This is a genomic window from Brevibacterium pityocampae (assembly GCF_039541555.1).
In the GTDB taxonomy this organism is placed as follows: Bacteria; Actinomycetota; Actinomycetes; order Actinomycetales; family Brevibacteriaceae; genus Brevibacterium; species Brevibacterium pityocampae.
The window spans coordinates 106050-131847 of record NZ_BAABGL010000002.1 but is presented as its reverse complement, the minus strand read 5'-3'; the positions used below and the strand labels follow the sequence as shown (position 1 = coordinate 131847).

The 25798-nt window shown below is 71.9% G+C and carries 27 protein-coding genes; 10 read left to right on the top strand and 17 right to left on the bottom strand.

Annotation, left to right across the window (positions count from 1 at the left end; translation table 11 throughout):
* Window positions 1-85: 85 nt before the first annotated feature.
* On the top strand, window positions 86-1081 hold the full coding sequence (locus ABD883_RS00930) for a hypothetical protein (RefSeq protein ID WP_345029136.1): 996 nt from the start codon (window positions 86-88) through the stop codon (window positions 1079-1081).
* 4 nt (window positions 1082-1085) lie between these two features.
* Here ABD883_RS00930 and ABD883_RS00925 read toward each other — a convergent pair whose 3' ends face one another.
* Both ABD883_RS00925 and ABD883_RS00920 read right to left on the bottom strand, forming a co-directional pair.
* Window positions 1086-2000: a DNA-3-methyladenine glycosylase family protein gene (locus tag ABD883_RS00925; protein ID WP_345029134.1), complete on the bottom strand. Its 915-nt coding sequence runs from the start codon at window positions 1998-2000 to the stop codon at window positions 1086-1088.
* Window positions 1997-2653 carry a GntR family transcriptional regulator gene (locus ABD883_RS00920; protein ID WP_247424275.1) on the bottom strand — a complete coding sequence of 219 codons (657 nt, stop codon included), beginning with the start codon at window positions 2651-2653 and terminating at the stop codon, window positions 1997-1999. Before ABD883_RS00920 ends, ABD883_RS00925 begins: the two co-directional genes overlap by 4 nt.
* 220 nt (window positions 2654-2873) lie before the next feature.
* Between ABD883_RS00920 and ABD883_RS00915 the strand changes: the two genes are divergently transcribed.
* On the top strand, window positions 2874-4982 hold the full coding sequence (locus ABD883_RS00915) for an oxidoreductase (protein ID WP_345029131.1): 2109 nt from the start codon (window positions 2874-2876) through the stop codon (window positions 4980-4982).
* Window positions 4983-5004: 22 nt separating this feature from the next.
* Here the strand turns inward: ABD883_RS00915 and ABD883_RS00910 are convergent, their stop codons facing one another.
* Both ABD883_RS00910 and ABD883_RS00905 read right to left on the bottom strand, forming a co-directional pair.
* Window positions 5005-5736 (bottom strand): DUF421 domain-containing protein, encoded by a 732-nt coding sequence (locus ABD883_RS00910; protein WP_345029129.1) that lies wholly within the window; start codon window positions 5734-5736, stop codon window positions 5005-5007.
* Window positions 5737-5804: 68 nt separating this feature from the next.
* Window positions 5805-6839: a bile acid:sodium symporter family protein gene (locus ABD883_RS00905; protein WP_345029128.1), complete on the bottom strand. Its 1035-nt coding sequence runs from the start codon at window positions 6837-6839 to the stop codon at window positions 5805-5807.
* Between the two features lie 378 nt (window positions 6840-7217).
* On the opposite strand from ABD883_RS00905, the gene ABD883_RS00900 reads away from it, so the two are divergent.
* A complete protein-coding gene (locus ABD883_RS00900) occupies window positions 7218-7703 on the top strand; it encodes a hypothetical protein (RefSeq protein ID WP_137318554.1) in 486 nt (161 codons plus the stop codon).
* Between the two features lie 33 nt (window positions 7704-7736).
* On the opposite strand, the gene ABD883_RS00895 is transcribed toward ABD883_RS00900, so the two are convergent.
* From ABD883_RS00895 to ABD883_RS00855, 9 genes are all read right to left on the bottom strand, one after another.
* On the bottom strand, window positions 7737-8630 hold the full coding sequence (locus ABD883_RS00895) for a hypothetical protein (RefSeq protein ID WP_345029126.1): 894 nt from the start codon (window positions 8628-8630) through the stop codon (window positions 7737-7739).
* Window positions 8631-8697: 67 nt separating this feature from the next.
* Window positions 8698-8895, bottom strand: a complete 198-nt coding sequence (locus tag ABD883_RS00890) for a hypothetical protein (protein ID WP_137318552.1) — start codon at window positions 8893-8895, stop codon at window positions 8698-8700.
* Window positions 8896-9021: 126 nt separating this feature from the next.
* Complete coding sequence (locus tag ABD883_RS00885; RefSeq protein WP_345029125.1) at window positions 9022-9195, bottom strand: hypothetical protein; 174 nt, start codon at window positions 9193-9195, stop codon at window positions 9022-9024.
* Between the two features lie 104 nt (window positions 9196-9299).
* A complete protein-coding gene (locus tag ABD883_RS00880; protein ID WP_137318551.1) occupies window positions 9300-9578 on the bottom strand; it encodes a metal-sensitive transcriptional regulator in 279 nt (92 codons plus the stop codon).
* Between the two features lie 65 nt (window positions 9579-9643).
* Window positions 9644-10006, bottom strand: a complete 363-nt coding sequence (trxA, locus tag ABD883_RS00875; protein WP_345029123.1) for a thioredoxin — start codon at window positions 10004-10006, stop codon at window positions 9644-9646.
* The gene (locus ABD883_RS00870; RefSeq protein ID WP_345029121.1) at window positions 10003-10935 is read right to left on the bottom strand and encodes a sulfite exporter TauE/SafE family protein; all 933 of its coding nucleotides are present in this window, start codon (window positions 10933-10935) and stop codon (window positions 10003-10005) included. The genes trxA and ABD883_RS00870 overlap by 4 nt, the downstream gene beginning before the upstream one ends.
* A 66-nt stretch (window positions 10936-11001) precedes the next feature.
* A complete protein-coding gene (locus ABD883_RS00865) occupies window positions 11002-11616 on the bottom strand; it encodes a rhodanese-like domain-containing protein (protein ID WP_345029120.1) in 615 nt (204 codons plus the stop codon).
* On the bottom strand, window positions 11613-13019 hold the full coding sequence (locus ABD883_RS00860) for an MBL fold metallo-hydrolase (RefSeq protein WP_345029118.1): 1407 nt from the start codon (window positions 13017-13019) through the stop codon (window positions 11613-11615). Before ABD883_RS00860 ends, ABD883_RS00865 begins: the two co-directional genes overlap by 4 nt.
* A 117-nt stretch (window positions 13020-13136) precedes the next feature.
* Window positions 13137-14828 carry a helix-turn-helix domain-containing protein gene (locus ABD883_RS00855; protein WP_345029117.1) on the bottom strand — a complete coding sequence of 564 codons (1692 nt, stop codon included), beginning with the start codon at window positions 14826-14828 and terminating at the stop codon, window positions 13137-13139.
* Window positions 14829-14979: 151 nt separating this feature from the next.
* On the opposite strand from ABD883_RS00855, the gene ABD883_RS00850 reads away from it, so the two are divergent.
* A complete protein-coding gene (locus ABD883_RS00850; protein WP_345029115.1) occupies window positions 14980-16473 on the top strand; it encodes a CoA-acylating methylmalonate-semialdehyde dehydrogenase in 1494 nt (497 codons plus the stop codon).
* 27 nt (window positions 16474-16500) lie between these two features.
* Window positions 16501-17886, top strand: a complete 1386-nt coding sequence (locus ABD883_RS00845; protein ID WP_247424286.1) for an aspartate aminotransferase family protein — start codon at window positions 16501-16503, stop codon at window positions 17884-17886.
* Between the two features lie 42 nt (window positions 17887-17928).
* Here the strand turns inward: ABD883_RS00845 and ABD883_RS00840 are convergent, their stop codons facing one another.
* Together ABD883_RS00840 and ABD883_RS00835 are read right to left on the bottom strand one after the other, a co-directional pair.
* The gene (locus ABD883_RS00840) at window positions 17929-19146 is read right to left on the bottom strand and encodes an FAD-dependent monooxygenase (protein ID WP_345029113.1); all 1218 of its coding nucleotides are present in this window, start codon (window positions 19144-19146) and stop codon (window positions 17929-17931) included.
* A 181-nt stretch (window positions 19147-19327) separates the two neighbouring features.
* On the bottom strand, window positions 19328-19570 hold the full coding sequence (locus tag ABD883_RS00835; protein WP_345029112.1) for a hypothetical protein: 243 nt from the start codon (window positions 19568-19570) through the stop codon (window positions 19328-19330).
* Between ABD883_RS00835 and ABD883_RS00830 the strand changes: the two genes are divergently transcribed.
* The 3 genes from ABD883_RS00830 (at window position 19569) to ABD883_RS00820 (ending at window position 23085) form a co-directional block, all read left to right on the top strand.
* Complete coding sequence (locus ABD883_RS00830; RefSeq protein WP_101652931.1) at window positions 19569-20255, top strand: cysteine peptidase family C39 domain-containing protein; 687 nt, start codon at window positions 19569-19571, stop codon at window positions 20253-20255. The genes ABD883_RS00835 and ABD883_RS00830 overlap by 2 nt on opposite strands.
* Before the next feature lie 160 nt (window positions 20256-20415).
* Window positions 20416-21408, top strand: a complete 993-nt coding sequence (locus ABD883_RS00825) for an arsenic resistance protein (protein WP_345029110.1) — start codon at window positions 20416-20418, stop codon at window positions 21406-21408.
* Between the two features lie 33 nt (window positions 21409-21441).
* Entirely contained in the window at window positions 21442-23085 is a 1644-nt protein-coding gene (locus ABD883_RS00820) for a gamma-glutamyltransferase family protein (protein WP_345029108.1), read from the top strand.
* 73 nt (window positions 23086-23158) lie between these two features.
* Here the strand turns inward: ABD883_RS00820 and ABD883_RS00815 are convergent, their stop codons facing one another.
* The gene (locus ABD883_RS00815) at window positions 23159-23566 is read right to left on the bottom strand and encodes an ArsR/SmtB family transcription factor (RefSeq protein ID WP_295687141.1); all 408 of its coding nucleotides are present in this window, start codon (window positions 23564-23566) and stop codon (window positions 23159-23161) included.
* Between the two features lie 80 nt (window positions 23567-23646).
* On the opposite strand from ABD883_RS00815, the gene arsB reads away from it, so the two are divergent.
* Both arsB and ABD883_RS00805 read left to right on the top strand, forming a co-directional pair.
* Complete coding sequence (gene arsB / locus ABD883_RS00810) at window positions 23647-24795, top strand: ACR3 family arsenite efflux transporter (RefSeq protein ID WP_345029107.1); 1149 nt, start codon at window positions 23647-23649, stop codon at window positions 24793-24795.
* Between the two features lie 59 nt (window positions 24796-24854).
* Window positions 24855-25298, top strand: coding sequence for an arsenate-mycothiol transferase ArsC (locus tag ABD883_RS00805; RefSeq protein WP_345029105.1), 444 nt, complete (start codon window positions 24855-24857; stop codon window positions 25296-25298).
* Between the two features lie 66 nt (window positions 25299-25364).
* Here the strand turns inward: ABD883_RS00805 and ABD883_RS00800 are convergent, their stop codons facing one another.
* Window positions 25365-25796 carry an anthrone oxygenase family protein gene (locus ABD883_RS00800; RefSeq protein ID WP_137318541.1) on the bottom strand — a complete coding sequence of 144 codons (432 nt, stop codon included), beginning with the start codon at window positions 25794-25796 and terminating at the stop codon, window positions 25365-25367.
* Between the last annotated feature and the right edge of the window lie 2 nt (window positions 25797-25798).

The window sequence follows — 25798 nt, the reverse complement described above, 5'->3', positions numbered from 1 at the left end:
CGGCCGCGGCGACCCGCTCGCCGCGCGCCCGCCTCCTGTGGGCGGCCTGGACGCGCCTGCCGGCGCGATTGGGCACAATGGGGTCATGAGTGAGTTCGATGACACCCCCACCGACGGCCCCGACTTCGACGACGCCATTGCCGGCACCGCCGCCGACGACACCCTCGACGACGCCGCATTCGACGACGTGCTCGCCGAATCCGCGGAGGGCGAGGTCGGCTCCGTCGAGCTCGAGGACGATTCCTTCGACCTGCGTGCCGTCGACATGCCGCTCACGGCAGCAGATGCCACAGCCCTCGGACTCACCGGGCTGCTCTCGCTCATGCGCCCCGACGACGTGGCCCCCGGCCCCGGTCGGTTCGCCTACCGGCTGGCCTACGGCGCACTCTCCGGTGCCACCCTGTGGCTGACGAACACGGCGGAGGAGACCACGGACCTCGACGCCTACGCCGCCCGCAACCTCAATACGGGCATCGCCCTGGGTGGCGGCGTGCTGTGCTCGGCCCTGTTCGACCCGCGGATCTCCGCGAACTGGTGGGCCGACGACCTCTTGGCGAAGCTCGGGATCAAGCACCCGCGGGTGGCGGTCGCCGGCCTGACCGTCGCCGCGACCGCCGGTGCGATCATGCTCGAGCGCTGGCTCGACGCCCGCACCAAAGGCATCGGCTTCGAAGCCCCCGAGGACGAGGAGACCGAGGTCGAGCTCACGCCCTCCCAGCGCACCGTGCTCGACCTGCTCGTCGTCGGCGAGTCCGCGAACGCGCGCTCGCTGCGCGACCAGCTCGCACGGGCCCGGTTCTTCGTCTACGGCGACCACAACTTCTACCGGGTCGAGGTGCCGCAGGAGGGACAGCGGATCCTCCCGCACTCCCACATCCACCCCACCCGGGGCCGCTTCACCGATGCCGACGGGCTGCCGGCGCTCATCACGCTCCACATCGAGGACGGGTACCTCTCCGCGGTCGAGGTCGGCCCCGACTGGCTCGACCTCACCGAGGAGCCCGAGGACTGGACCCCCTACGAATCCGCCGATGCGTGGCCCAAGCCGGCCGAGGTGACGCTCGTCAAGGACGAGCGCTGAGCCCTCACCCGGCGTCGTAGGCGGCGTACGTCCACAGATGCATGAGCGCCCGCGCCCGGTGCGGGCGCCACGGCTCGGCGAGGTCATGGGCGGCGCGCGGGGACAGGGTCGCCTCGGCCCCGGTGAGGCGGGCGAGCGCCTGCCGCAGCACGAGGTCCCCGGGGACGCAGGCGTCGGAGTCGACAGTGCACCGGAACAGCATGTAGTCCACGGTCCACGGCCCGACCCCGGACACCGCGAGCAGCCGCTCACGCAGCCGCGCCACCGCCTCGACGTCCGCTGCGGCGAGCTCTGCCGCCCCCACCGGGTGGTCCCCGGCGTCCGCGAACACCGCGGCGGTGCCGACGATCGCCCGCGCCCGCATGCCCGGCACCCGCAGCAGGCCGGCGAGCTCCCCCGCATCGAGTGCCGCGACCGCCCGCGGGTCGGGGAACCGCACACCATCCGGGGACAGCAGGGAGTGGAACCGGGCGTCGAGAGTGCGGGCCGCGGCGAGCGACACCTGCTGGCCGAGGATCGCGAACACCGCGGTCTGGAAGGGGTCGAAGGCCCCCGGCACGCGCAGACCCGGCCGCGCCCGCACGAGCGGGCCGACGATCGGGTCGCTGCCGAGCGCGGTGCTCACCTCGGCCGGATCCTGGTCGAGGTCGAGGAACTGCCGCACCTGGTCGAGCACCGCCGGGTGATCGGAGCCCGCCCCGCCGAGGCGCACCGTCACCGCGGACTCCCCCGAGCCCGGCAGGTCGATCTCGAGCGGGACGGGCCCGTGCGCGCCGTCCACCGAGCGGGAGTACGTGCCGCCGGTGAACGCATCGACCCCGACCACGAGGTGCGCGCGGAGGAACCCGGCGAACGCCGCCGCATCGAAGGGCGGGGTGAAGGGCAGGCGGTGGACCGCCGTCGGGCCGGGCCGGGTCACCCGGCCTCGGTCTTCCTGAAGTAGTGGAGGTTGTCGACGACGAGCCGCTCCGCCTCGTCCGCACGGCCGGCGGCGATCGCCTCGACGAGCTCGATCGTCTCCTGTGCGCTGCGGAGGTCGACAGCGGGGGACTTGGGGCCGAGGTCGGCGACCCGGCTCTGATCGCGCAGGCGCAGGCCGATGCTCGCCGCCCGGTGTCCCAGCCCGGCGCGGAGCACCTCGCCGTAGAAGCGTCGGTCGGCGGTGAGGAAGGCGGCGGAGTCCTCACTGCGCGCCGCCTCGAGCACCGATGCGGCGAGCTCGCGCAGCCGTTCGATCGACCCGGGCTCTCCCGCCTCGCACAGGCGCCGCACCGCGGGCACGGTGAGCAGGGAACGGAGCTCGATGAGCTCCTCGAGATCGGCCTCGGTCACCGGCACGAGCCGGTAGCCGCGGTTGGGCACCGCCTCGACGGTGCCGTCGGCGACGAGCGACATCATCGCCTCGCGCACGGGACTCAGCGACATGCCGAGCTGCTTGGCGAGCGCGGCGGCCGAATAGACGGTGTGCTCGGCGAGCTCGCCGGTGGTGATCGCCGCACGGATCGCGTCGAGCGCCTGTTCCCGGAACGAGGGGCTGCGCACCACGCGCCTCCGCTCGGTATCAGCGCTCATGCCACCGCCTCTCGATCGCCGGCCCGGGCACGCTCCGTCGCCCTGCACTCCATGGTCCTCGCTCCTCCCGTCTCGGGTCGACGCGGTGCCGACACCCCGGTGCGCCTCCGCGATCGGTGCGTACCGGACCCTTGACATCACTGTGATGCACATCACTATACTCATCCTATCGGTAATCGATTACCGATCACTCGCCGCCTCTCGTCCACGGGAGCACCCCATGTCATCGGACATCCTGCTCGAACCCTTCGACCTCGGTCCGCTGCGGCTGCGCAACCGCATCGTCTCGACCTCCCATGAACCGGCGTACACGGAGAACGGGATGCCCACCGACCGCTACCGCGTCTACCACCTGGAGAAGGCGCGCGACGGGGTGGGGCTGACGATGATCGGCGGCTCGGCGTGCGTGTCCGCGGACTCGCCGGCGGCGTTCGGCAACATCGACCTGTCCACCGACGCGGTCGTGCCCTGGCTCGACAAACTCGCCGCCGACTGCCACGGGGCGGGGGCGGCGGTGATGATCCAGGTCACCCACCTCGGGGCGCGGACCTCGAACTATGCCGGGGGCTGGCTGCCGGTCGTCGCGCCCAGCCGCTACCGCGAGCCGCAGCACCGCGCATTCGCCAAGGCGGCCGAGGACTGGGACATCGAGCGGATCGTCGCCGACTACGCCGCGGCGGCCCGGCGGGTGGCCGCGGCCGGCCTCGACGGCCTCGAGCTCCAGCACTACGGGCACCTCATGGACGCCTTCGTGTCCCCCTGGCTCAACGACCGCGAGGACGAGTACAACGGGAGCCTGGAGAACCGGCTGCGGTTCCCCCTCATGGTCATCGACGCGGTGCGCGCCGCGGTCCCGCCCGACTTCCTCGTCGGGATCCGGATGAGCGTCGACGAGTGCCGCGCGGACGGGCTCGTCGAGGACGACGCGGTGGAGATCCTGCAGGTGTACGCCGAGCACGGGATCGACTTCCTCTCCCTCATCAAGGGCCGGCTCGACTCCGACCGAGCGCTCGCCTCGACGATCCCCGGCATGGGCACGCCGTCCGCCCCGTTCCTCGACGTGTGCCGCCGGATCCGGCAGCGGATCACGATCCCGATCATGCACGCCACCCGGATCGCCGACGTCCCGACCGCCCGGCATGCGCTGGCCGACGGCTGCGTGGACCTCGTGGGCATGACGCGCGCGCACCTCGCCGACCCGCATCTCGTGGAGAAGATCGCCGCCGGTCAGGAGGACGACATCCGTCCGTGCGTGGGCGCGAACCTGTGCCTCGACAGCATCTACGTGTCCGGCGCCGCGCACTGCATCCACAACCCCGCGACCGGCCGCGAGCTCACCCTGCCGCAGGTGGTGCCCGCCGGCGAGGTGGCCCGTCCCCGGCACGTCGTCGTGGTCGGGGCGGGCCCGGCCGGGCTCGAGGCGGCCCGCGTGTGTGCGGTCCGCGGCCACCGGGTGACCGTGCTCGAGGCCGCCGGCGAGTACGGCGGGCAGGTGCGGATCGCCGCGCGCTCCCCGCGCCGCCGCGACCTCATCGGGATCGTCGACTGGCGCTGGCAGCAGGCGCTCAAGCACGGGGTGGAGTTCCGGTTCTCCGCGTTCGCGGACGAGGAGATGATCGCGGGTCTCGCCCCGGACGCGGTGGTCATCGCCACCGGTGGGCTGCCGGATTCCGCGGTGGCCCCCGGGGAGAGGCTCGTCCACGACGTCTGGGACGTCATGACCGATCAGCTCCCGCGCCGCGGCCGGGTGCTCGTGTACGACGACCACGGGCTCAATCCCGCGCTCGACGCGGTGGAGCGGCTCGCTGAGGCCGGCGCGGAGGTCGTCTACGCCTCACCGGAGCGGATGATCGGGATCGACGTCGGCTCGATGAACTCGCCGGCCTACCTCGAGGTGTTCGGCCGCCGCGGGGTCGAGGTGCGCCTGGCGGAGAGGCTCGCAGACGTCAGCCGCGCCGACGGGCGGCTGCGTGCCACCCTGCGCAACGAGTACTCCGACACCGACGCCGTGTTCGAGGTCGATGCGGTGGTCGTCGACCACGGCACGATCCCCAATGCCGAGCTCTACACCGCGCTCAAGCCGGGCTCGCGCAACGGCGGCGCGGTGGACCAGCAGGCACTGCGCGACCCGCTCGCCGCCCGGAGCCGCAAGCTCCCGGTGGCTGTGCGCGCGGGAGGGGCGGGGAGTGCAGAAGGTTCCGGCGGCGGCTCGGAAGGTTCCGGCAGCGGCGCGGCCGGCTACGACCTGTTCCGGATCGGCGACGCGGTGAGCAGCCGCACCATCCATTCCGCGATCCTCGACGCGCTCCGCCTGGGTCTGCTCATCTGATCCCGGTCACGGTTGATCCCGGTCAGCGTCGGGGGCCGTCGGCGGGTCCGTGCCCCGGGCGGTGCGCCTCGCCCGCGCTCTGCCCCGCCCCATCGCCGGACTCCGGCACACCGGGCGAGCGCCCGCCGGTCCCCTCGGGAGAGGAGGCCCGGGCGGAGCGCGACCCGGCAGCGCGCACCTCCGCATCCGTCGGAGCACCTGCGGTGACGAGTTCGGCGCCGACGACGCCATCGAGGATGCGCGGGTCGACCGGCTCCCCGGAGTCGAAGACCGAGAGCCCGCCGGTCGATTCGAGGATGACGCACTGGACGAGGTCGGGGTTCGGTACGCCGCGCGCCCGCAGGGCGGCCATGATGTCGCTGTACGTGACGTGGGACCGCCGCAGGTGCTCGTCGACCACCCTGCCGTGCGCCATCACGACGACCCCGGTCGATTCGAGGACGCGGCGCATCCCCCGCCAGTTCCGCACGGCCCCGAACACCGCCTCGGCGGCCATGAGCGTGAACAGGCCGATCACTCCTGCCGCGAGCGTCGGCGGGTGGCCGAGGATGACGCGGCCGGCGACCGCGCCGAACATGATCGTCACGACGACGTCGAAGCTCGAGGTCACCGCGAGCACGCGGGCGCCGAAGACCCTGACGAAGACGAGGAACGTCAGATAGATCGCGATCGCGGACAGCACGACGAGCGGGATCCGCCACAGCTCGATCCCGAGCGCGTCGATGAGGGTCTCGGTGTCCGGCATGATGCTCATGAGCCTACCGGCCGCACCACCGGGAACGGGCCGGCGGAGGGGTCACCGGCGGCTCGCAGCGTCGCAGGTCACCGCGCCTCGGGTGCGGGCGCCGGGGCCGGGGATTCTGCGGTGCGCGCCCTGCGGCGGTCGAGGTTCTGGCAGATCAGGGCGAAGAGCGCGCCGGACACGTTGTGCCACACGGAGAACACCGCTCCGGGCAGGGCGGCGAGCGGGTTCATGTACTGCGCGGCGAGGCCGGCGGCGAGGCCCGAGTTCTGCATCCCGACCTCGATCGCGACGGTGCGGCGCGAGGGCAGCGGGAGGCGGAACAGGGCGGCCGCACCGTACCCGAGCGCCATCCCGACCACGTTGTGGAGGATGACGGCGGCGAGGACGAGGAGTCCGGCCTCGATGATCCGGTCGGCGCTGCCGGACACGACGATCGCGACGATCACCGCGATGGTGAGCACGGACAGCCAGGGCAGGACCGGCAGCAGCCGGACGACGACCTTGGGCAGGAGCAGCCGGACGACGACGCCGAGCACCACGGGGACGAGGACGATCTTGACGATGGTGAGCGCCATGTCGCCGGCGGCGACGGGCATGTACTGCCCGGCCAGCCACAGGGTGAGCAGCGGGGTGAGGAGGGGCGCGAGCAGCGTGGACACCGAGGTCATCGTCACCGACAGGGCGACGTCGCCGCGGGCCAGGTACGCCACGACGTTCGAGGCGGTGCCGCCGGGCGCGCAGCCGACGAGGATGACGCCGGCGGCGATCTCCGGCGGCAGCTGGAGGAGGACGACGACGAGGAGCGCGACGAGCGGCATGATGACGAACTGCGCGATGACGCCGAGCAGCACCGGCAGCGGGCGCTTGGCGACGAGGGCGAAGTCGACCGGCCGGAGAGTGAGCCCCATCGTGAACATCACGACGCCGAGCAGGGTGTTGACCGCCGGTGCCGCCTGGGAGACCGTGTCGGCGGCGAGATAGCCGACGACGCCGCCGGCGATGATGAGGAGCGGGAACACGGTGACGGCGATGTAGCCGCTGCGCGCCTCCTTCGCGGCAGCTCGCGGGTCGCCGGGTCGGGCGGTGTCGTCTCGCAGTGCGGCGTCCGGCATCGGTCGCTCCTTCGGGTCGTGCGTCTGGAATGTCGGCTGATTTCCGCGATTCTACGCGGATGTCAATGATTGAGACATCCGTCTCACAATGTGTCGGCCTGCGGCGGCCCAGGGGCCTGGTGCCGGCGGATCCGCCCGCTCGGATCGGCACGCGCCCACACTCCGCCGTGGCACCCGGTGACCCTCCATGACAGCAGGTGTCACCGGGTGACCCCGGATGACGTGCTCCGGGTACGTGTTCCGGCCGACGCGGCAGACTGGTGGTGCCTCGCGAGTCCGCAGCCGCGTCGCCCATTGCACCGCTCCCTAACGGGCGGTCGAGCGCGCTGCGTGCCGATCGCCCTCACGGAGAGCACGGACCGATCCGAGTGAGGAATGATGACCGAATCCACTGAGCACCGCACCCCGGACTTCGACCCCCGGGACCACGGCCTCGACCCCCGGACCACCCTGGCGCGCGTGCCCGGCGCCGAGGAGTGCCGCCGCACCTCCCCGGGGCACGAGATCCACTTCATCCAGGCCCGGCTCCTCGGCCAGCACCCCGAGCGCTGGCAGGACGCCGTCATCACCGAGGCGGCCGAGGACGGCCGACTGAGCGGCCGGCTGCTCGAGGGCGATGAGCGGTGGTGGGGCGTCCACCACGCGTCCCTGGCCGATGAGCTGAGCCCCGGTGCGCCGGTGCAGGTGAATATCGGCACCTCGGCGATCTTCGTCGCACCCGGACAGGTGCGCTCCGTCCGCTTCTCGACCGACGGCCCGCCGGAGCCGCTCAACAGATGCCGCGGGCTGCGCCCGGTGATCCACCGTGCGCCGGACGGGACCGAGACCATCAGCGGGTACACCGCCGACGGACCGGGGGACTGAGCCGGTGGGTTGAGCCGGTCGCTGCGCCATCGATCAGCCGGCAGCCGCCGCAGCACCGATCGCGGCGAGCAGCGCCACCTCGGTCCCGGCGAGCCCGCGGGACAGGTAGACCCGCCGACCGGTGAGCGGGGCCTGCACGAGTCCGGCGGCCACCCGCCCGAGCGGCACGATCGCCTCGGCCCCGCCGAGTGGCAGCAGCGGGTCGGCCTCGCTGAGGTGCTGGGCCGGGGAATCGGCGGTGACGAACGCTCCGGCGAGCAGTTCGGGCGGGATCTCGCTGCGACCGCCGGCCGCGACCCCGAGCGTGTGGACGAGGACATCGGGGGCGAGCCCGGCGGCGTCGATCACCGGGCTCGCGGAGTCCGTGGCGAGGACGACGATGGTCGCCGCGCCCACCGCCTCCGCCGCCGAGGCGTACGCCCGGGCGGGCAGGCCGAGCACCGTGCGGGCGTGCTCGGCCAGACGCTCGCGGCGGGCCACGCGGGGCGAGTGGATGCGCACCTCGGCGATGTCGAGGACGCCGCCGAATGCCCACAGCTGGTTGCGGGCCTGCACGCCGGAGCCGATGACCGCCACGGTGTGCGGCCCCGGCCCGGCGAGCAGCGAGGCGGCCGCACCTCCGAGTGCGCCCGTGCGGCGCGGGCCCAGGAGGTTCCCCACCGCGATCGCCTCGACCGCGCCGGATTCCGCGCTGTGGGCTACGACGACCTGCTCTGCGGCCGGCCCGCCGGCGGCGGCATAGGACCGGTAGCCGTGATGGGTGGGCGTGGCGCCGGCGGTGAAGACCAGCGGTCCTGCGGTGACGCGGGCGGGTGCCGTGAGGGCGCCTCGGCCGTGGTCGGCGAGCGCGGCGAGCATGGTCTCGACGGCGAGCCGGGGCGTGAGATGGGCGCGGATGTGCGCGTCGGTGACGAAGCGGGGCGGCATGGAGCGAGGGTATCGCGGCGGCGCGGCCTGATCCTCGATAGGAGGACGGCGGCCCTCCGCCGTGTCCTCAGGTGCTGGACCCCTGCGAGGCGAGCCACTGCTCGTGGAGCTCGCGGCGGCGCTCGTACTCGCGGCGGTTGCGCACCCGCGGATCGTTGCGTCCGTTGCCCGTCGAGGGGCCGAAGACGTGGAGCAGGATGTACTCGATCCGGGCGAAGAATCGGTAGGACCGGGAGAAGCTGTCCTGTCCTCTGGGTTTGTCCACGGTGGCTCCAATCCTGGGGTGCCGAAGGCGGGCGGCTGAACCCTCGACCCTACCGGGCGACCGGACTGCGGGGGACGGCGGGTGCAGCGGTCCCGTCGGGCGGCCGCTCGGTGGGTGCCGTCCGTCTCAGCGGCCGAGGAGCCGGGCGAGGAATCCCGGCTTCCCGGCTTCCTTCTCGCCCTTCGGGTGCCCGCTGCACCGATCGGCGCGCGGGACGCCCTTCATCACCTGGTCGACGTGCTGGCCGCAGCCGGCCCAGGTGGTCTTTCCGCACTTCTTGCAGGTCACTGCTCGGCACATGATCGTGGTCCTTTCGTCGGTGGTGCACAGGTGATCGGGGGTCCGCTGCCCGCCGGGCGCGGTCGATGGCGGCCGATCCGGATGGACGGCCGCGCCGGTGGGTGTCAGGACAGTGAGAGGAACAGCTTCTCGAGCTCGTCGGTGGTGAGGCCGTCCTCGTCCTCGGCGGCACCCTCCGGGTCGATGAGGCAGTGCTGCATGGCCGAGGACACGACCATGAAGCCGGCCCGGTCGACGGCCGTGGACACCGCAGCGAGCTGGGTGACGACCTCGCGGCAGGAGCCCTGGGTCTCGACGGCGCGGATCACGGCGTCGAGCTGTCCGCGCGCCCGCTTGAGGCGGTTGAGGATCTTGCGCTGGGTGTCGGGATCGGCTGTTCGCATGTCGGTCTCGCTTTCTGGTTGCCCGCAGGGTGCCCCGGTCGGGGCCCCTGCGCTGGAGACGGGTGTCAGGCCTGCTGTGCGGCGACGGCCCGGTGGATCTCCTCCATGTCGAGATCCTTGACCTTCTGGATGAGCTCTTCGAGCGCCGCAGCCGGCAGCGCACCGGGCTGGGAGAAGACGAGCACGCCTTCGCGGAACGCCATGAGGGTGGGGATCGAGGTGATCCGGGCGGCGGAGGCGAGCGTCTGCTCGGCCTCGGTGTCGACCTTGGCGAAGACGATGTCGGAATGCTCGGCGGAGGCCGCCTCGAACACCGGGGCGAACATCCGGCACGGCCCGCACCAGCTCGCCCAGAAGTCGACGAGCACGATGTCCTGGTCGGCTATCGTCCGGGCGAAGGTGTCGCCGGTGAGATCGATGGTGGTCATGTCTGCGGTCCTTTCGGGATCGATGGTTCTCGAGTGGGAGATGCGGATCGGTGCACCCGGCGTTCCCGCACCGGCAGCGGGCACCGGTCGCCGAGCAGCAGGCAGACTCCGGCGAGCACCGCGGCGAGAGCGGCGGCCACGAGGACTGCGAGGTCGTAGGGACCCGGCAGCTCCTGCCACAGGACGATGACGCCCATGACGAGCACGAAGACTCCGAAGCCCTTCCGCAGAGCGGCCTCCGGCACCGTCGAGGACAGTTTCGCCCCGATCACGCTGCCGACGATCGCCGCGGCGGTGACGCCGAGGACGAGTCCCCAGTCGAGCGACACCGAGGTGAGGTACCCCGCGAGCCCGGCGAAGGACTTGAGCGCGATGACGAGGAGCGAGGTGCCCACGGCCACGGTCATCGGCAGTCCGGCGAGCAGGGCGAGCGCGGGCACGACGAGGAACCCTCCCCCGGCCCCGACGAGCCCGGTGACGAAGCCGACGACCAGGCCGTCGAGAACGATGCGCACGACGGGCAGTTCGCGCGCCCGCTCTCCCGCGTCTCCGGTCACGTTCTGCTTCTTCCGCCCGCGGAGCATGGCACCAGCGGTGGCGAGCATCATGAGCGCGAAGGCGATCATGAGGACGGTCCCGGGGATGAGTCCGCCCAGCAGGCCGCCGCCGAACGCCCCTGCCATGCCGGCCGCGCCGAAGATCAGACCCATCCGCCAGCGGACGTTGCCGCGGCGGGCGTGGGCGATGACACTGACCGCCGAGGTGACGCCGACGACGAACAGCGATGCTGCGATCGCCTCCTTGGCGTCGAGTCCCGCGACGTAGGTGAGCAGCGGGACCGTGAGGATCGATCCCCCGCCGCCGAGCAGACCGAGTGAGACCCCGATCACCACGGCGGCGATGAGGACACCGATCAGGGTGAGGTCCACTGCGCCTCCTCCTTCGTGTCGTGTGGGCGGTGGCGTCCACCCGGGGCCCACCCGGGTGGACGCGGGTCAGATGGCGTGCGGTGCTGCTGGGATCGCGCGGATGGAGTTCTCGAGCGTCGGGTCGGCCGCGGTGCGGTTCCACGGCATCTTCGACAGCGCCGAGGCCATCGCGCACGAATCGCTCGCCGCGGAGTAGGCGAGTCCGGCCCCGATCGCGCCGGCGAGCAGACTGAGCTTCGGGGAGATGAGCTTGCTGCCGAGCACGCCGAGCAGCACGAGTGACCCGGCGGTCATCCGCACCTGGCGGTCCATCGCCCGGCGTCGCGTGCCGTGGACGACGTCTCCGCCGGCGGCCTCGAACTCGGCGATGCCGCCGGTGAGCACGGTCGCCTCGGCGAGTCCGACGCCGTGGAGCCGCCCGCAGGCCTGCTGCGCCCGGTTGCCCGACTGGCAGATGAGGACCACGTGGCCCCGGAGCCTCTCGGCGAGCTCGCGGGTGTGCTCCGACAGGAGCGGCAGCGGCACGTTGTACGAACCGCGGATGTGGACGGTGTCGAACTCGCCGGGGGTGCGGACGTCGATGATGGTGAGCTGCTCGTCCGCGGCGATTCGTGAGCGGAGCTCGGCGGCGTCGATCGCGGTGATCCGCGTGGGTGCGGGGGCGGTCTGTGCGGCGGTCATCGGGCGGCCTCCGCGGATTCGGCCTGCCATGCCGACCATCCGGCGTAGCTGCCCTCGAGCTCGACGATGTCGTAGCCCTCGCGCCGCAGCGCACTGGCGGCCACGGAATTGCGGACTCCGGACTGGCAGTAGGTGACGATCGGACCGTCCTGCGGCAGCTGATCGAGGTTCCACAGCACGCGTCCGGCGCTGAGCTGGGAGGATCCCGGGATGTGGCCGTCGGCGTGCTCCGTCTTGTTGCGGACGTCGAGCACGAGGGCGGCGTCGAAGGAGTCGAGCTCGGACGGCGCGATCATCGCGGGCACGGTGGACGGCAGTCCGTCGATGTCGGGGGTGAACCCGATGACGGTGTCGATGCCCACGCGCAGCAGGTGGTCGCGGAAGTCCGCGGCGGTCTGCTGGTCCGGGGCGAGCAGGATGAGCCCGCGCGATTCGCGCTCGGGGTCGTAGGCCCAGCCGCCGTAGGTCGCGGCCTTGTCCGGGCCCGGGATGTTGAGCGACCCGGCGACCGTTCCGGCGTGCACCTCGGTGTTGGGGCGGGTGTCGACGAAGATCGCCTCGTCCGCCAGCAGCGCCTTCTCGACCTCGTCCGTCGACATCCGGCGCAGCTCCGGCAGCTCGCCGTGGATGCGCGGGCCGTCGCGGTTCTCCCGCTTCATGCGCCCGAAGTACGCATGGGCGTCGGGCTGCCCGTCGAGGAGCTCGTCGACGAAGCCCTGCTCGTCGTCGTTCCGCAGGTACGGGGCCCACCAGGCGAAGTTCCGCTCGTAGCCGACGGTGGTCGACGGGAGGGCGCCGAGCGCCTTGCCGCACGCGCTGCCGGCACCGTGGGCCGGGAACACCTGGACGTGGTCCGGGAGCTCGAGGAACACCGTCTTGAGACTGGAGAAGAGCTGCTTCGCCCCGCCGAACCGGGTGTCGACGCCGCCGGCCGCCTCGTCGAGGAGGTCGGGGCGGCCCAGGTCCCCGGCGAACACGAAGTCGCCGGAGAGCAGGTACCCGGGCTCGTCCGCGAAGGCGCCATCGGTGACGAGGAACACGAGGTGCTCCGGCGTGTGGCCCGGGGTGTGGCGCGCCTGGATGGTGATGTTGCCGATCGTGATGGTGTCACCGTCGTGCAGGCGGGTGGCCTCGAATCCGTACTGCCAGTCCGCGTCGCCGTCGCCGGAGACGTAGAGCTGAGCACCGGTGGCAGCCGCGAGCTCGCGGGAGCCGGAGAGGTAGTCGGCGTGGATGTGGGTCTCGGTGACAGCGGTGATGGTCATGCCGTGGCGGGCGGCGAGCTCGAGATATTCGGTGATGTCGCGGCGGGCGTCGACCACGACGGCCTCGCCCTTCGCCTGGCAGCCGATGAAGTAGCTGGCCTGTGCGAGGTCCTCGTCGTAGATGCGTTCGAGAAGCATGGCGTCTCCTGGGTCTGTCGGGTTGATGGATCCAGTCTGACATATACCCCTAGGGGTATTCAAGGCGAGGGGTGGAGACTGCGCGAGGCCCCGCCCGGCCGCCGTTCTCGCGCTGGTTCAGCGCCGCCCGTCCAGGCGACCGCCGACCTCGAGCCACAGCAGTGCGACGTGCACCGCGAGCCGTGAGTCGGCGTCCTCGAGGGATACGCCGAGCACCGATTCGATCCGGGCGATCCGGGCATAGAGGGCGGGCCTGCTGAGGTTCGCACGGCGGGCCGCCTCCGCCTTGTTCCCGCCGCACTCGAGGAGCACGCGGAGGAATCCGAGCGCCGCGGGGCCTTCGGAGGAGAGCAGCCCGCCGAGCTCCGATTCGACGAAGGCGCGCATCCGCGGCTCCTCCCGCAGGGCTGACAGCACCCCGCGCAGCCGCACATCGCCGAAGCGATAGAACGGGCGGCGGTGCACCTCCATCGTGGCGACGACCTCGACGGTCCGGCCGGCCTCCTCGAGACCTGCGGCCGCGCCGCTGAGCGAGTCCGCCGCGGGTCCGACCCCGACGATCCACGATGTCGGTTTCGCGCCGGCGGCATCCGGGCGCCCGCCGTCGAGGAGCGCGTCGGCCCGGTCGAGGAGGTCCCCCAGCCGCCGGTCGACGTCGTCGGCGGAGCCGAGACCGAGGAGGACGGCGAAGGACCCCGAGCGCAGACCGCCGGCGAGCGCCGGCAACCGCTGCGCACGGGCGGCAGCCGTCATCGCGTCCAGGGCCGCCCGCTCGCGCAGCTGCAGCCCGGTCGGATCCTCCCCGGGCACCGGCTCGAGCTGCAGGACGAACGGCAGGTACACCGGAGCGCTGCGCATGCCCAGTGCCTCGGCCCGGGCGAGAGCCTGCCCGGGGTCCGTGAGCGTACCGTCCATGAGCTCCTGGAGGAAGCCCGTCCGCGCCTGCTGCAGCAGATCGCGCCGGTCCTGCGCAGCCATCCGCGCAAGGGTGACCGCCTGCCCCGCGCGCTCGAGGACATGTGCGGCCGCCTCCGCCCCGCTCCCGGCGTCCGGGACCACGAGGCGACCCCAGCGCCGCCCGCTCACCCCCACAGGGGTGTGCAGCCGGACCGCCCGGGAGCCGGCAGGGCCGGCCTCGCGTGTGCGGCCGCCCTCACCGGTCGCGCGGGCCGGCCATTCGGCGAGCAGGGCGTCGACGCTCCCACCCGCGGCATTGAACGCGAGCACCCGGTGAGCGGCGTCCTCGAGCACGACGGCGGCGCCCAGGAGTTCGGCGGCGGTGTCGACGATGCGCTGCTCGTCCGCACCCTCGAGGCTCAAGCCGGTGAACACCTCGTGGACCCGGCGCGCGCTCTCGAGCCGGGCGACCTGCTCGCCGATGAGGAGCCGGTGCGCGGCCTGTGTCACGCGCACGAATCGCGCACGCCGGTGGAGCACGACCACCGGCAGCACCCGGCCGTCCACGGCGGATCCGATGCGGCGGCGGGCCTCGGCGTCGAACGCTCCGTCGGGGCCCACGAGCTCGACGACGACCGCCGCGACCCCAGCCGCCTCGATGTCGTCGAAGAAGCTGCGCGCCTGGTCATGGGAGTGCCGGAAGACCGATCCGGTCGTGAGCACGAGCTCTCCGCCCTCGAGCAGCGCACCGGTGTTCTCGGTGTCGACGATGTGCACCCACCGGACCGGGGTTCCGAGGAGATCCTGCCCGCAGAGCACCTCGGGCGCACCGGCCGCGAGGTCGGGGAGCTCGAGCACGCGCGCCACGGTCACCGGGGACTCCGAGCGGGAGTCGGGAGCGATGTGAGTCATGGGCCAACCGTACAGACTGTCAGCTGGCATCCTTGAGACCTGACACTGTGCACGTTGACGTCGCGGAGGACCGGGTCCAGCCTGTGTGTGAGAGCCGTCACTGCGCGGCGGCCCACCACATCCTCCCCGACCCGCCGAAAGGGCACTCACGATGACGACGATCACCCACTGGATCGACGGCGCACCGGCGCCGATCGCCGACGACGCGCGCCGCGGCGAGCTCCACAACCCCGCGACGGGGGAGCGCACCGGTGAGGTCCTGCTCGCCTCGCGCGCGGAGACCGAGGCGGCCATCGCCTCGGCGGCCGCCGCCTTCCCCGGATGGCGGGACACCTCGCTGTCGAAGCGGGTCTCCGTGCTCTTCTCCTTCCGCGAGCTGCTCAACTCCCGCAAGGAGGAGCTGGCCGCGATCATCACCGCCGAGCAGGGCAAGGTGCTCGCCGATGCGCTCGGTGAGATCAGCCGCGGCCAGGAGGTCGTCGAGTTCGCGTGCGGCATGCCGCACCTCCTCAAGGGCGGCCACACCGAGAACGCGTCCTCCGGGGTCGACGTCCATTCGCTGCGCCAGCCGGTCGGGGTGTCCGCGATCATCTCGCCGTTCAACTTCCCGGCGATGGTGCCGATGTGGTTCTTCCCCATCGCGATCGCGGCCGGCAACACCGTCGTGCTCAAGCCCTCGGAGAAGGATCCCTCGGCCGCCAACTGGATCGCCGCCCTGTGGCAGGAGGCGGGCCTGCCGGACGGCGTCTTCACCGTCGTCCACGGCGACAAGGAGGCCGTCGACACGCTCCTCACCGACGAGCGGGTCGCCTCGGTGTCGTTCGTCGGCTCCACGCCGATCGCCCGGTACGTCTACGAGACCGCGACCGCAGCCGGAAAGCGGGTGCAGGCGCTCGGCGGGGCGAAGAACCACATGCTCGTCCTCCCCGATGCCGACCTCGACCTCGCAGCCGACGCGGCGGTCAACGCCGGCTACGGGGCGGCCGGTGAACGGTGCATGGCGATCTCCGCGGTCGTCGCGGTCGACTCGATCGCTGACGCGCTCGTGGAGAAGATCGCGGAGCGCACCCGCACGCTGCGCACCGGCGACGGGACCCGTGATACCGACATGGGTCCGCTCATCACCGCCGCCCACCGGGACAAGGTCACCGGGTACATCGACGCCGGGGTGGAAGCCGGCGCGACCCTCGTCGTCGACGGCCGCTCGCCGGAGGTCGACGCCGACGGTGAAGGCTTCTTCGTCGCACCGACCCTGTTCGACGCAGTCACCCCGGAGATGTCGATCTACACCGACGAGATCTTCGGGCCGGTGCTCTCCGTCGTGCGGGTCGCCGGATACGACGAGGGGCTCGAACTCATCAATGCGAACCCCTACGGGAACGGCACGGCGATCTTCACGAACGACGGCGGTGCCGCCCGGCGGTTCGAGAACGAGGTCCAGGTCGGGATGATCGGCGTCAACGTCCCGATCCCGGTGCCGATGGCGTACTACTCGTTCGGCGGCTGGAAGAACTCGCTGTTCGGCGACACCCACGCCCACGGCACCGAGGGCGTCCACTTCTTCACCCGCGGCAAGGTCGTCACCAAGCGCTGGCTCGATCCCAGCCACGGCGGCATCAACCTCGGATTCCCGACCAACGCCTGAGCGGCACCCGAACCTGAAGGACACACCATGACCACCACCGTCGAATCCACCACTCGATCCGAGGCCGCGATCACCGAGGCCGAGATCGATGCCGGCCGGCGCGCCCATGAACTCGACCGGACGCACGTCTTCCACTCCTGGCAGGCCCAGGGACCGTTCTCCCCGATGACGGTGCTCCGGGCCGAGGGTTCCCGGGTGTGGGACGGCGAGGGGCGCGAGCTCCTCGACTTCTCCTCCCAGCTCGTGAACACGAACATCGGGCATCAGCACCCGGCCGTCGTGGCCGCGATCCAGGAGCAGGCGGGGAAGCTCTGCACCATCGCCCCGCAGCACGTCAACGATGCCCGCTCCGAGGCTGCGCGCCTCATCACCGAGCTCACACCGGACGGGCTCGACCACGTGTTCTTCACCAACGGCGGGGCGGATGCGAACGAGCACGCGATCCGCATGGCGCGGCTGCACACGGGCCGTCACAAGGTGCTCTCGGCGTACCGCAGCTATCACGGCGGGACGCAGCTCGCGGTCAACGTCACCGGTGATCCGCGCCGGTTCCCCAACGACTACTCGGCCGAAGGCGTCGTCCATTTCATGCCCGCCTACCCGTATCGGAGCTACTTCGGATCGGAGACCGAGGAGCAGGAGACCGAGCGGGCGCTGCGCCACCTCGAGGACATGATCCTCCTCGAGGGACCGGACCGGATCGCCGCCCTGGTCCTCGAGACCGTGCCCGGCACGGCCGGGATCTATGCGCCGCCGCCGGGGTACCTCGCAGGCGTCCGGGAGCTCACCCGGAAGCACGGGATCGTCTACATCGCCGATGAGGTCATGGCCGGGTTCGGGCGGACCGGCGCCTGGTTCGCCGTCGACCACTGGGACGTCGCCCCGGACCTCATCACCTTCGCCAAGGGGGTCAACTCCGGGTACGTGCCGCTGGGCGGGGTGGCGATCTCCCGGCCGATCTACGAGACCTTCGTCGATCGCACCTATCCGGGCGGCCTGACCTACTCGGGTCACCCGCTCGCCTGCGCGGCGGCGGTCGCGACGATCACCGCGATGCGCGAGGAGGGGATGGTCGAGAACGCCGCACGGCTGGGGACCGATGTCATCGGCCCGCGCCTGCGGGAGATCGCCGAGCGCCACCAGTCCGTGGGTGATGTGCGCGGTCTCGGGTGCTTCTGGGCGGTCGAGCTCGTCAAGGATCGGACGACCCGGGAGCCGCTGGCGCCCTACGGCGGCAGCTCGAAGGCGATGGCGGAGCTCATGAAGGCACTGCTGGCCGGCGGTGTGCTGGCGTTCGCGAACTTCAACCGCATCCACGTCGTGCCGCCGCTCAACACCCCGGACGAGGACGTGATCCGCGGTCTCGAGGTGCTCGACGAGGCGCTCGCAGTGGCAGACGCGCACGTGGCCTGAGGGGCGTGGGCCGAGGGGCGCCGAGCGGCCCTCGGCCCGCCCTCACCCCGCCGGCGGCTCCCAACCCTGCACCTGTCGGATCTGCCGGACGAGCGCGCGCTCCGGGGTGAGGCGGAGCACCTGGTCTCGGACCCGGCTCACCGCAGCACCCCTCACGTGCCCCATCTGTCCCACCAGGCGCGACATCCGGGCGATGCGCTGGGAGCGCGGTCGGCGCAGGGCGTCGTAGCGGGCGAGCGCGGAGCCCACTTGCACCGGATCTGGGGCGTCATCCCGCGCGAGCCCGCCGAGCGCCACGGTGAGGACGGCGGCGTCCTCCATCGCCTGGCCCCCGCCCTGTCCCAGGTTCGGTGTCATAGCGTGCGCGGCGTCGCCGAGCAGCACCGTCCGGCCGCGGACGTAGGACGGGAGCGGACCGGCGAGCTCGTTGATCGGCAACCGGTGGACGCGGTCCGCGGGCGTCGCCTCGAGCAGCGCGGGGATGGGTGCGTGCCAGTGCCCGAACGTCGCGCGGACTGCCGCCATCTCGTCCTCGATCCGCACGTCCTGTGCCATCGTCGCCACCGCGAACCAGTACACGCGCCCGTCGGACAGGGGTGCCAGGCCGAAGCGCTGCCTGATGCCCCAGGTCTCCCCGGCCTCGCCGTGCAGGTCCACCGGCCGGTCGGTGATGCCCCGCCACGCGGAGTAGCCGGCGTACCGGATGCCGGGGTCGCCCGGCCAGGAGCGCCGGACCGTGCTCCGCAGCCCGTCGGCGGCGACGACGAGGTCGAAGGATTCGTCCGATGTCCCGGACGGCCCGGCCTCGGCGTCCTGTCCGGAAGCCGGGGCGCCGTCTGCCTCGGGCTCCCTGCCCGGGTCCACAACCACGGACCCGTCGGGATCCGCCCGGACAATGCGGCATCCCGAGCGCACCGTGCCGGGGGCGAGGTGGCCGAGGAGGAGATCGTGGAGCACCGCCCGGTCGATGACCCGGAGCTCCGCGACGGCCTCGGTGGGGATACGCGCGAGCCAGGCGCCGTCGGGCCGGCGCTGCCCTCCGCGCAGCTCCCGCACCTCGGCCGAGGTGGCCTGCCGGAAGGCGTCACCCACGCCGATGACGTCGAGGGCGCGGAGTCCGTTGGCGAACACGGACAGACCGGACCCGCCGGCGCGGAGCACCGGAGCCTGCTCGAACACCGTCACCTGTGCTCCCGCGCGCTGCAGCCCGATCGCCGCGCACAGCCCGCCGATCCCTGCTCCCACGATCCCGATCCGCATGTGCGCCTCCTGCCCCCTCGGTGCCGGCCGTCGACTGCGACCGGTGATGCTCCTGCCAGTCTGACCCGACTCGCACCTCGGCGGTAGGGGACGAGCCGGTCGCGGTGGGTCCCCGGATCATGGGCCGCGGCCTCCCCGCCCGGGACCCGGCCACGCGCATTCCCAGCAAGTACAGAGGTATTCAAATCGAGTCGCACACTGATTGAAGGCTGTGGGCGGCGACGCGCAGGCGCGAGCGCCTCGGCCCCGATCGTTGAAGCGTCAACGCACCGATTTCCGAAATGCCGTCCACCTGGCGTTCACCGGCGGCATGGCAGGCCCGCTTGTCGGACGAATCCGCCGGTGACAAGGTTGTGGACGTGGTTGCGATCACAGCTCGCGGCCCGCTGCGAAACGGAATCCATACGAAAGGTTCGAGACTCATGCGCACAGTACAGACTGCACACTCCTCCACCCGCCCCCTCCTCCAGCGGATCGGCGTCCTCGGAGCCGCCGGCGCCGTCGCGGTCACCGGATTCGGGTTCGGGGCCGACGCGATCGGTCTCGGCACCGCACCCGTCGCCGCCGCAGAGGCCTCCGGCACGCAGAGCCCGTCCTACGTGGCGATCGACCAGTTCCAGGGCCAGCCCACTCAGGACGCCGACTGCGGCCCCACCTCCGCGGTCATCGCGATGCTCGCCGAGGGCTACCAGCCGCAGGGCTACGATCAGGGGCCGCGCGCTGCGATCGAGACCGCCCGCGGACAGACCGGACTCGCCTCGGGACCGACCGTGGAAGCCCACATGGTCAGCATCCTCGACGCGCAGGGCGTCCCGGCGAATGCCGACACCGACTTCACCGGTGCCCTCGACGAGGTGCGCGACGGCAAGTCCGCGATCATCACCGGCTACATGGACGCGCTCCCCTACGTCTACGACTACCGGGCCGCCCAGGGCGTCAACCCGCACATCGTCCACGCCGTGGTCATCACCGACTACGACTCCGCCGACGGCACATTCCGCATCCTCGACCCGAACACCGGAGTCGATGCACGGGCCACCGCCGGCCAGCTCGAGACCTTCCAGGGCAGCCTGTCCCCGGCCGAGCAGCACCAGACCGTCGTCGGCTGAGCACCGCGGCCGTTCCCAGCACCTCTCGGAGCACACGACCGGCACCGCCGCAGTCATCGCCGACTGCGGCGGTGTCGTGCTGGGTGCTCCCGCCCGCGGGGCCCGCCGGTGCTCGCCCGGCGTCTGCGGTGCACCGCGCGTCGTCTGGGACGATGGTCCCGTGGAGAGAATCGTGGAGTGGTGGGATTGCCACCAGGTCACCCTCTATCTCGTGGCGATCGCCGTCGGGGCCGGGATCGGCCTCGGTCTGCCGGCGCAGGCGCCCGCACTCGCCCACGCGATCGAGCCCGCGCTCTTCCTGCTCCTCTTCGCCACCTTCGTGGGCATCCCGCTCATCACCGTCGGCCGGGCGCTGCGCGATGTCCGCTTCCTCCTCACGGTCCTCGTGGCGAACTTCCTCGTCGTCCCGATCATCGTCTTCGCGCTCTCCCGCGTCGTCACCGACGACCCCGGACTCGCGGCGGGCGTCCTCCTCGTCCTCCTCACCCCGTGCATCGACTACGTCATCGTGTTCACCGGTCTCGCGGGAGGCGCGCGCGACCGGCTCCTCGCCGCGGCCCCGCTGCTCATGCTCGTGCAGATGCTCCTCCTGCCGGCCTATCTCCTCGCATTCACCGGCGGCACCGCGGCGTCCGCGGTCGACCTCGCGCCGTTCGGCCGGGCATTCCTCGTCCTCATCGTCCTGCCCCTCGGGGCGGCAGCCGCCGTGCAGGCCCTGGCGCGGCGGCACCGGTCGGCTCGGGTGGCGACCGACGCCTCGGGGGCGCTCATGGTGCCGTTGATGATGGTGACCCTCGTCGTCGTCATCGGCTCGCAGATCGCGGCGGTCGGCGGGCAGATCACCGCGGTGCTCCGTGTCGTTCCCCTCTATACGGTCTTCCTCGTCCTCGCAGTGGGGGTTGGGCTGCTCGCCGCGCGCAGCGCCCGCCTCGACGTGCCCGGTGCGCGCGCCGTGGTCTTCTCGACCGCCACCCGGAACTCGCTCGTCGTCCTGCCGCTCGCCCTCGCCATGCCCGCGGAACTCGCCCTCGCTCCGCTCGCGGTCGTCGCGCAGACGCTCGTCGAGCTCCTCGGCATGGTGCTCCTGGTCCGACTGGTGCCGGTGCTCGTGCCGCACCGCCCGGGTGGGATCAGGGCGACCGGACCCCACTGAGCAGGTCGGCTCTCCTCCGCTAGCGTGGATCCCATGCTGACCCCCACACCGCGCGCCCGCCGCTTCCGCTCGATGATCACCACCCCGCAGCCCGAGGCTACCGACGCCGGGGTCGAGGTGCTCGCCGCGGGCGGCAACGCCGTGGACGCCGCGATCGCCGCGGCCATGGTCCAGGGCGTCGTCGACCCGCTCATGTGCGGGATCGGCGGGATGGCCGACATGCAGATCGTCACCCCGGACGGCACCCGCCACATCATCGACGGCCTCGGCACGAGTCCGGCCGGGGTGCGCCCGGACATGTGGGAGGCCGACCTGCTGGGTCCCACCACGGACGGCTTCGGCTACCGGGTGGCGGGCTTCGTCAACGAGACCGGCGCCCAATCGGTGATGACGCCGGGCACCCTGCGCGCCTTCGGCCGCCTCCACGCACGGTTCGGCTCGCTGCCGTGGGCCGATCTCTTCGCCGCGGCGATCCGGCTGGCCCGCGAGGGATGGCTCGTCCGCCCCCACACGTACACCGTGCTCACCCAGAACGAGCGCCGCTACGGGCGGATGAACATGGGCGAGAAGCTCGCGATCACGCCTGATGGCCGCCGCATCTATCTGGGCGAGGGCGGCAGCTTCCCGAGCGTCGGCGACACGATCATCAACCCGGAGCTCGCCGACACCCTCATCCACCTCCGCGATCACGGCGCGGAGGCGCTGTACACCGGTGAGCTCGCCACGGCGGTCGCCGATTCGGTGGCCGCCGACGGCGGATTCCTCACCGCCGCGGACCTCGCCGACTACGAGCTCCTCGAGCCCGCACCGCTCTCCGCGAGCTACCGGGGCCTCACCGTCTCCGCCGCCCCGGCACCGGCCGGCGGGGTCCAGCTGCTCCAGACGCTGGGCATCATGGACCGGTTCGACCTCTCCGCACTCGAGCACAACAGCCCCGAGCACATCCGGATCCTCGCCGAGGCGATGAAGACCTCGCTGCGGGACAAGGAGCGGCTGTGGAACGAGGCCGATGCCTCACCGGAGGACTTCGCGGCCCTCCTCACCGCCGACTCCCTCGACGCGGCGGCCCGGGCCGTGCGCTCCGGGGAGAAGGCCGACGTCGACGCCGCCCGGCCGCAGGTCTCATCCCACGAATCCCGGCACACCACGCACCTCTGCGCGGCCGACGAGTCGGGGCTGACGATCTCCCTCACCCACACGCTCGGCAACCCGTCCGGCTACATCCCGGCGGGCACCGGTTTCGTGCTCAACGGCGGCATGAGCACCTTCGATCCGCGGCCGGGCCACGTGAACTCGATCCAGCCGGGCAAGCGCCGCAACACGACGATGGCCCCGGTCGTCGTCATGTCCGGCGATGAGCCGGTGGTGGCGATCGGCGCACCGGGCGCTTCGTGGATCACCCCGGCGGTGGCCCAGGGGATCTCGAACATCCTCGACTTCGGGATGAGCGCGCAGGAGGCGGTCATGGCACCGCGCGTGGTCGCCACCTCGAACGCGATCGACATCTCCAACCGGATCCCGCGGCGCGTGCAGACCGCGGTGGAGGACATGGGCTACGAGGTGCGGCGCTCGGCGCTGTCCTACGCCTTCGCCGGCGTACATGCACTCACCCGGTTCGAAGGGACGCTGGCCGGCGGCGCCGACCCGCAGCGCGACGGGTACGCCTCGGGCGTGTGAGCCCCAGTGCACCCCCGCCCGTGGCGGCGCTCGCCCGACGTGGAGATGCGCCGGCGGGTGCCCGGGAGCAGGGTCAGCGCAGGGCGAGGAAGCCGCTGAGGTCGTCGAAGGCCTCGCGGATCACGGTGTAGTGGGCCCAGCGGCCGCGCTGCTCGCGGGTGAGGAGGCCGGCGTCGACGAGCTTCTTGAGGTGGTGGCTCACGGTGGGCTGGCTGATGCCGAGCTCATCGGTGAGGTCGCAGGCACACACCGCCTCGCACCCCTGGGCGGCGACGTGGGAGAGCAGCCGCAGCCGCGTCGGGTCGGAGAGGGCCTTGAGCTTGAGCGCCATATGCTCGGCATGCTCGACATCGAGCGGCGCGGCGGTGAGCGAGCAGCAGGGCGCCTCGGCTGCGGCACCGGCATTCGACGGAACGGTCTGCCGGGGCGAGGACGGGCGCGGCGAGCCGGGGATCACCTCGGGAGCGGTCGCTGCAGTCATCGCCCCATTATACATTGACACCCGTCGATCAATGGGCGTAGCCTTTCATCGACGGATATCGATATGAGGAGTGCACGCCGATGACCACGACCGATGCCCGGCCGGAGGCGGTACCGGTGATGAGGGAGATGTCCTTCCTCGACCGCTGGCTGCCGGCCTGGATCCTGCTGGCGATGGTCGCCGGCCTCCTGCTCGGCCGGTTCGTCCCCGGGCTCGGCGCGGCGCTCGATGCAGTCGCGATCGGCCAGGTGTCCGTCCCGATCGCCATCGGCCTGCTCGTCATGATGTACCCGGTGCTCGCGAAGGTCCGCTATGACGAGACCCACCGGGTCACCGGGGACAAGCGCCTGCTGCTCCTGTCCCTCGCGCTCAACTGGGTCGTGGGCCCGGCGCTGATGTTCGTCCTCGCGTGGATCTTCCTCGCCGACCTGCCGGAGTACCGCACGGGGCTCATCATCGTCGGCCTCGCCCGGTGCATCGCGATGGTCCTCATCTGGAACGATCTGGCCTGCGGCGACCGGGAGGCCGCGGCCGTGCTGGTCGCGATCAACTCGGTGTTCCAGGTCGTCGCGTTCGGCGCGCTCGGCTGGTTCTACCTCCAGGCGCTGCCGTCGTGGCTGGGGCTGCCGACGACCTCGGCGGACTTCTCCTTCTGGGCGATCGTCGTCTCCGTCCTCGTGTTCCTCGGCATCCCGCTGCTCGCCGGCTTCCTCACCCGCGTGCTCGGGGAGAGGGCCAAGGGGCGCGAGTGGTACGAGGAGCGCTTCCTGCCCAAGCTCGGGCCGTGGGCGCTCTACGGCCTGCTGTTCACCATCGTGCTGCTGTTCGCACTCCAGGGCGAGGCGATCACCTCCCAGCCGTGGGACGTCGCGCGCATCGCGCTGCCGCTGCTCGCCTACTTCGTGGTGATGTTCGCCGTCGGGCTGCTGTCGGCGAAGGCGGTCGGGCTCGACTACGCGCGGTCGACGACGACGGCCTTCACCGCCTCGGGCAACAACTTCGAGCTCGCGATCGCCGTGGCGATCGGCACCTTCGGCGTGACCTCGGGCCAAGCGCTCGCCGGAGTGGTCGGCCCGCTCATCGAGGTGCCCGTGCTCGTCGCCCTCGTCTACGTGTCGCTGTGGGCCGGGAAGCGCCTGTTCCCCGGGGACCCGACCGTGCCCGGCGCCGGTCCCGAGGTGCGTGCCGGCTCCGCAGTCGCCCCGCCGGGCACCGCGCGTCACCGCTGAGACCACGAATTCCGCCCATGAACCCAGGAACCCGTCGAACCGTGAACCCAGGAGACCCCATGACCGCCACCCCTCCCGCCGCCTCGGCCTCCCGCCCGAGCGTGCTCTTCGTCTGCGTGAAGAACGGCGGGAAGTCGCAGATGGCCGCCGCCCTCCTCCGCCGCCGCGCCGGTGACGCGATCGAGGTGCACTCCGCCGGCACCCGGCCGGGCTGGGCGATCAACGGGCTCTCCGCGGAGGCCGTCGCCGAGGTCGGAGCGGATATGAGCGAGGGCTCACCGAAGCCGATCGACCCGGAGCTGCTGCGCCGGGTGGACCGGGTGATCGTGCTCGGCGCCGAGGCGCACGTCGAACCCGTCGAAGGCATGCGCGCGGAGATCGAGACCTGGCACACCGACGAGCCCTCCGAACGCGGCATCGAGGGGATCGAGCGCATGCGCCTGGTCCGCGATGACATCGACGCCCGAGTGGAGGAGCTGGTCGGGGCGTTGACCGAGCGGTGAACACGAGCACCGACTTCTCCCGGCGTCCGGGGTCGGGTCAGCAACGCCCCGCCGGCCCGCCCGCGATCACCCTGCGGCAACGGCGAGAACGACGAGGACGAATCCGAGCAGCTGCAACGAGCCCCGAATCCCTTGGAAGACGTCCCACCGGCGCCGCATCCGGATGAATGATTCGGGCGCCTCGGTCAATCTGCGAGTGCGTTCATTGATCGGGACGTTGCCGACGATGGTGACCACCAGGGCCACCGTGAGGACGAACGCAGCCGCAATGAACCAGCTGGAAGAATCACGCGCGGCGGCGACTCCGGCGAGGATCGGCGCGGCGGTCATGCCGACGGGCATGGTCCTGCCAAACGTTTCGAGCAGCCCCTTCTCCATGATGAACTGCGCGTCCTCGGGAAGTTTCCGGATGATTGGATGGACGAAGGCGACGGACCCGAACTCCGCGCAGCCGACGAAACCCGAGACCAGTACCACTGCGAACGTCAGCACGTCCATGA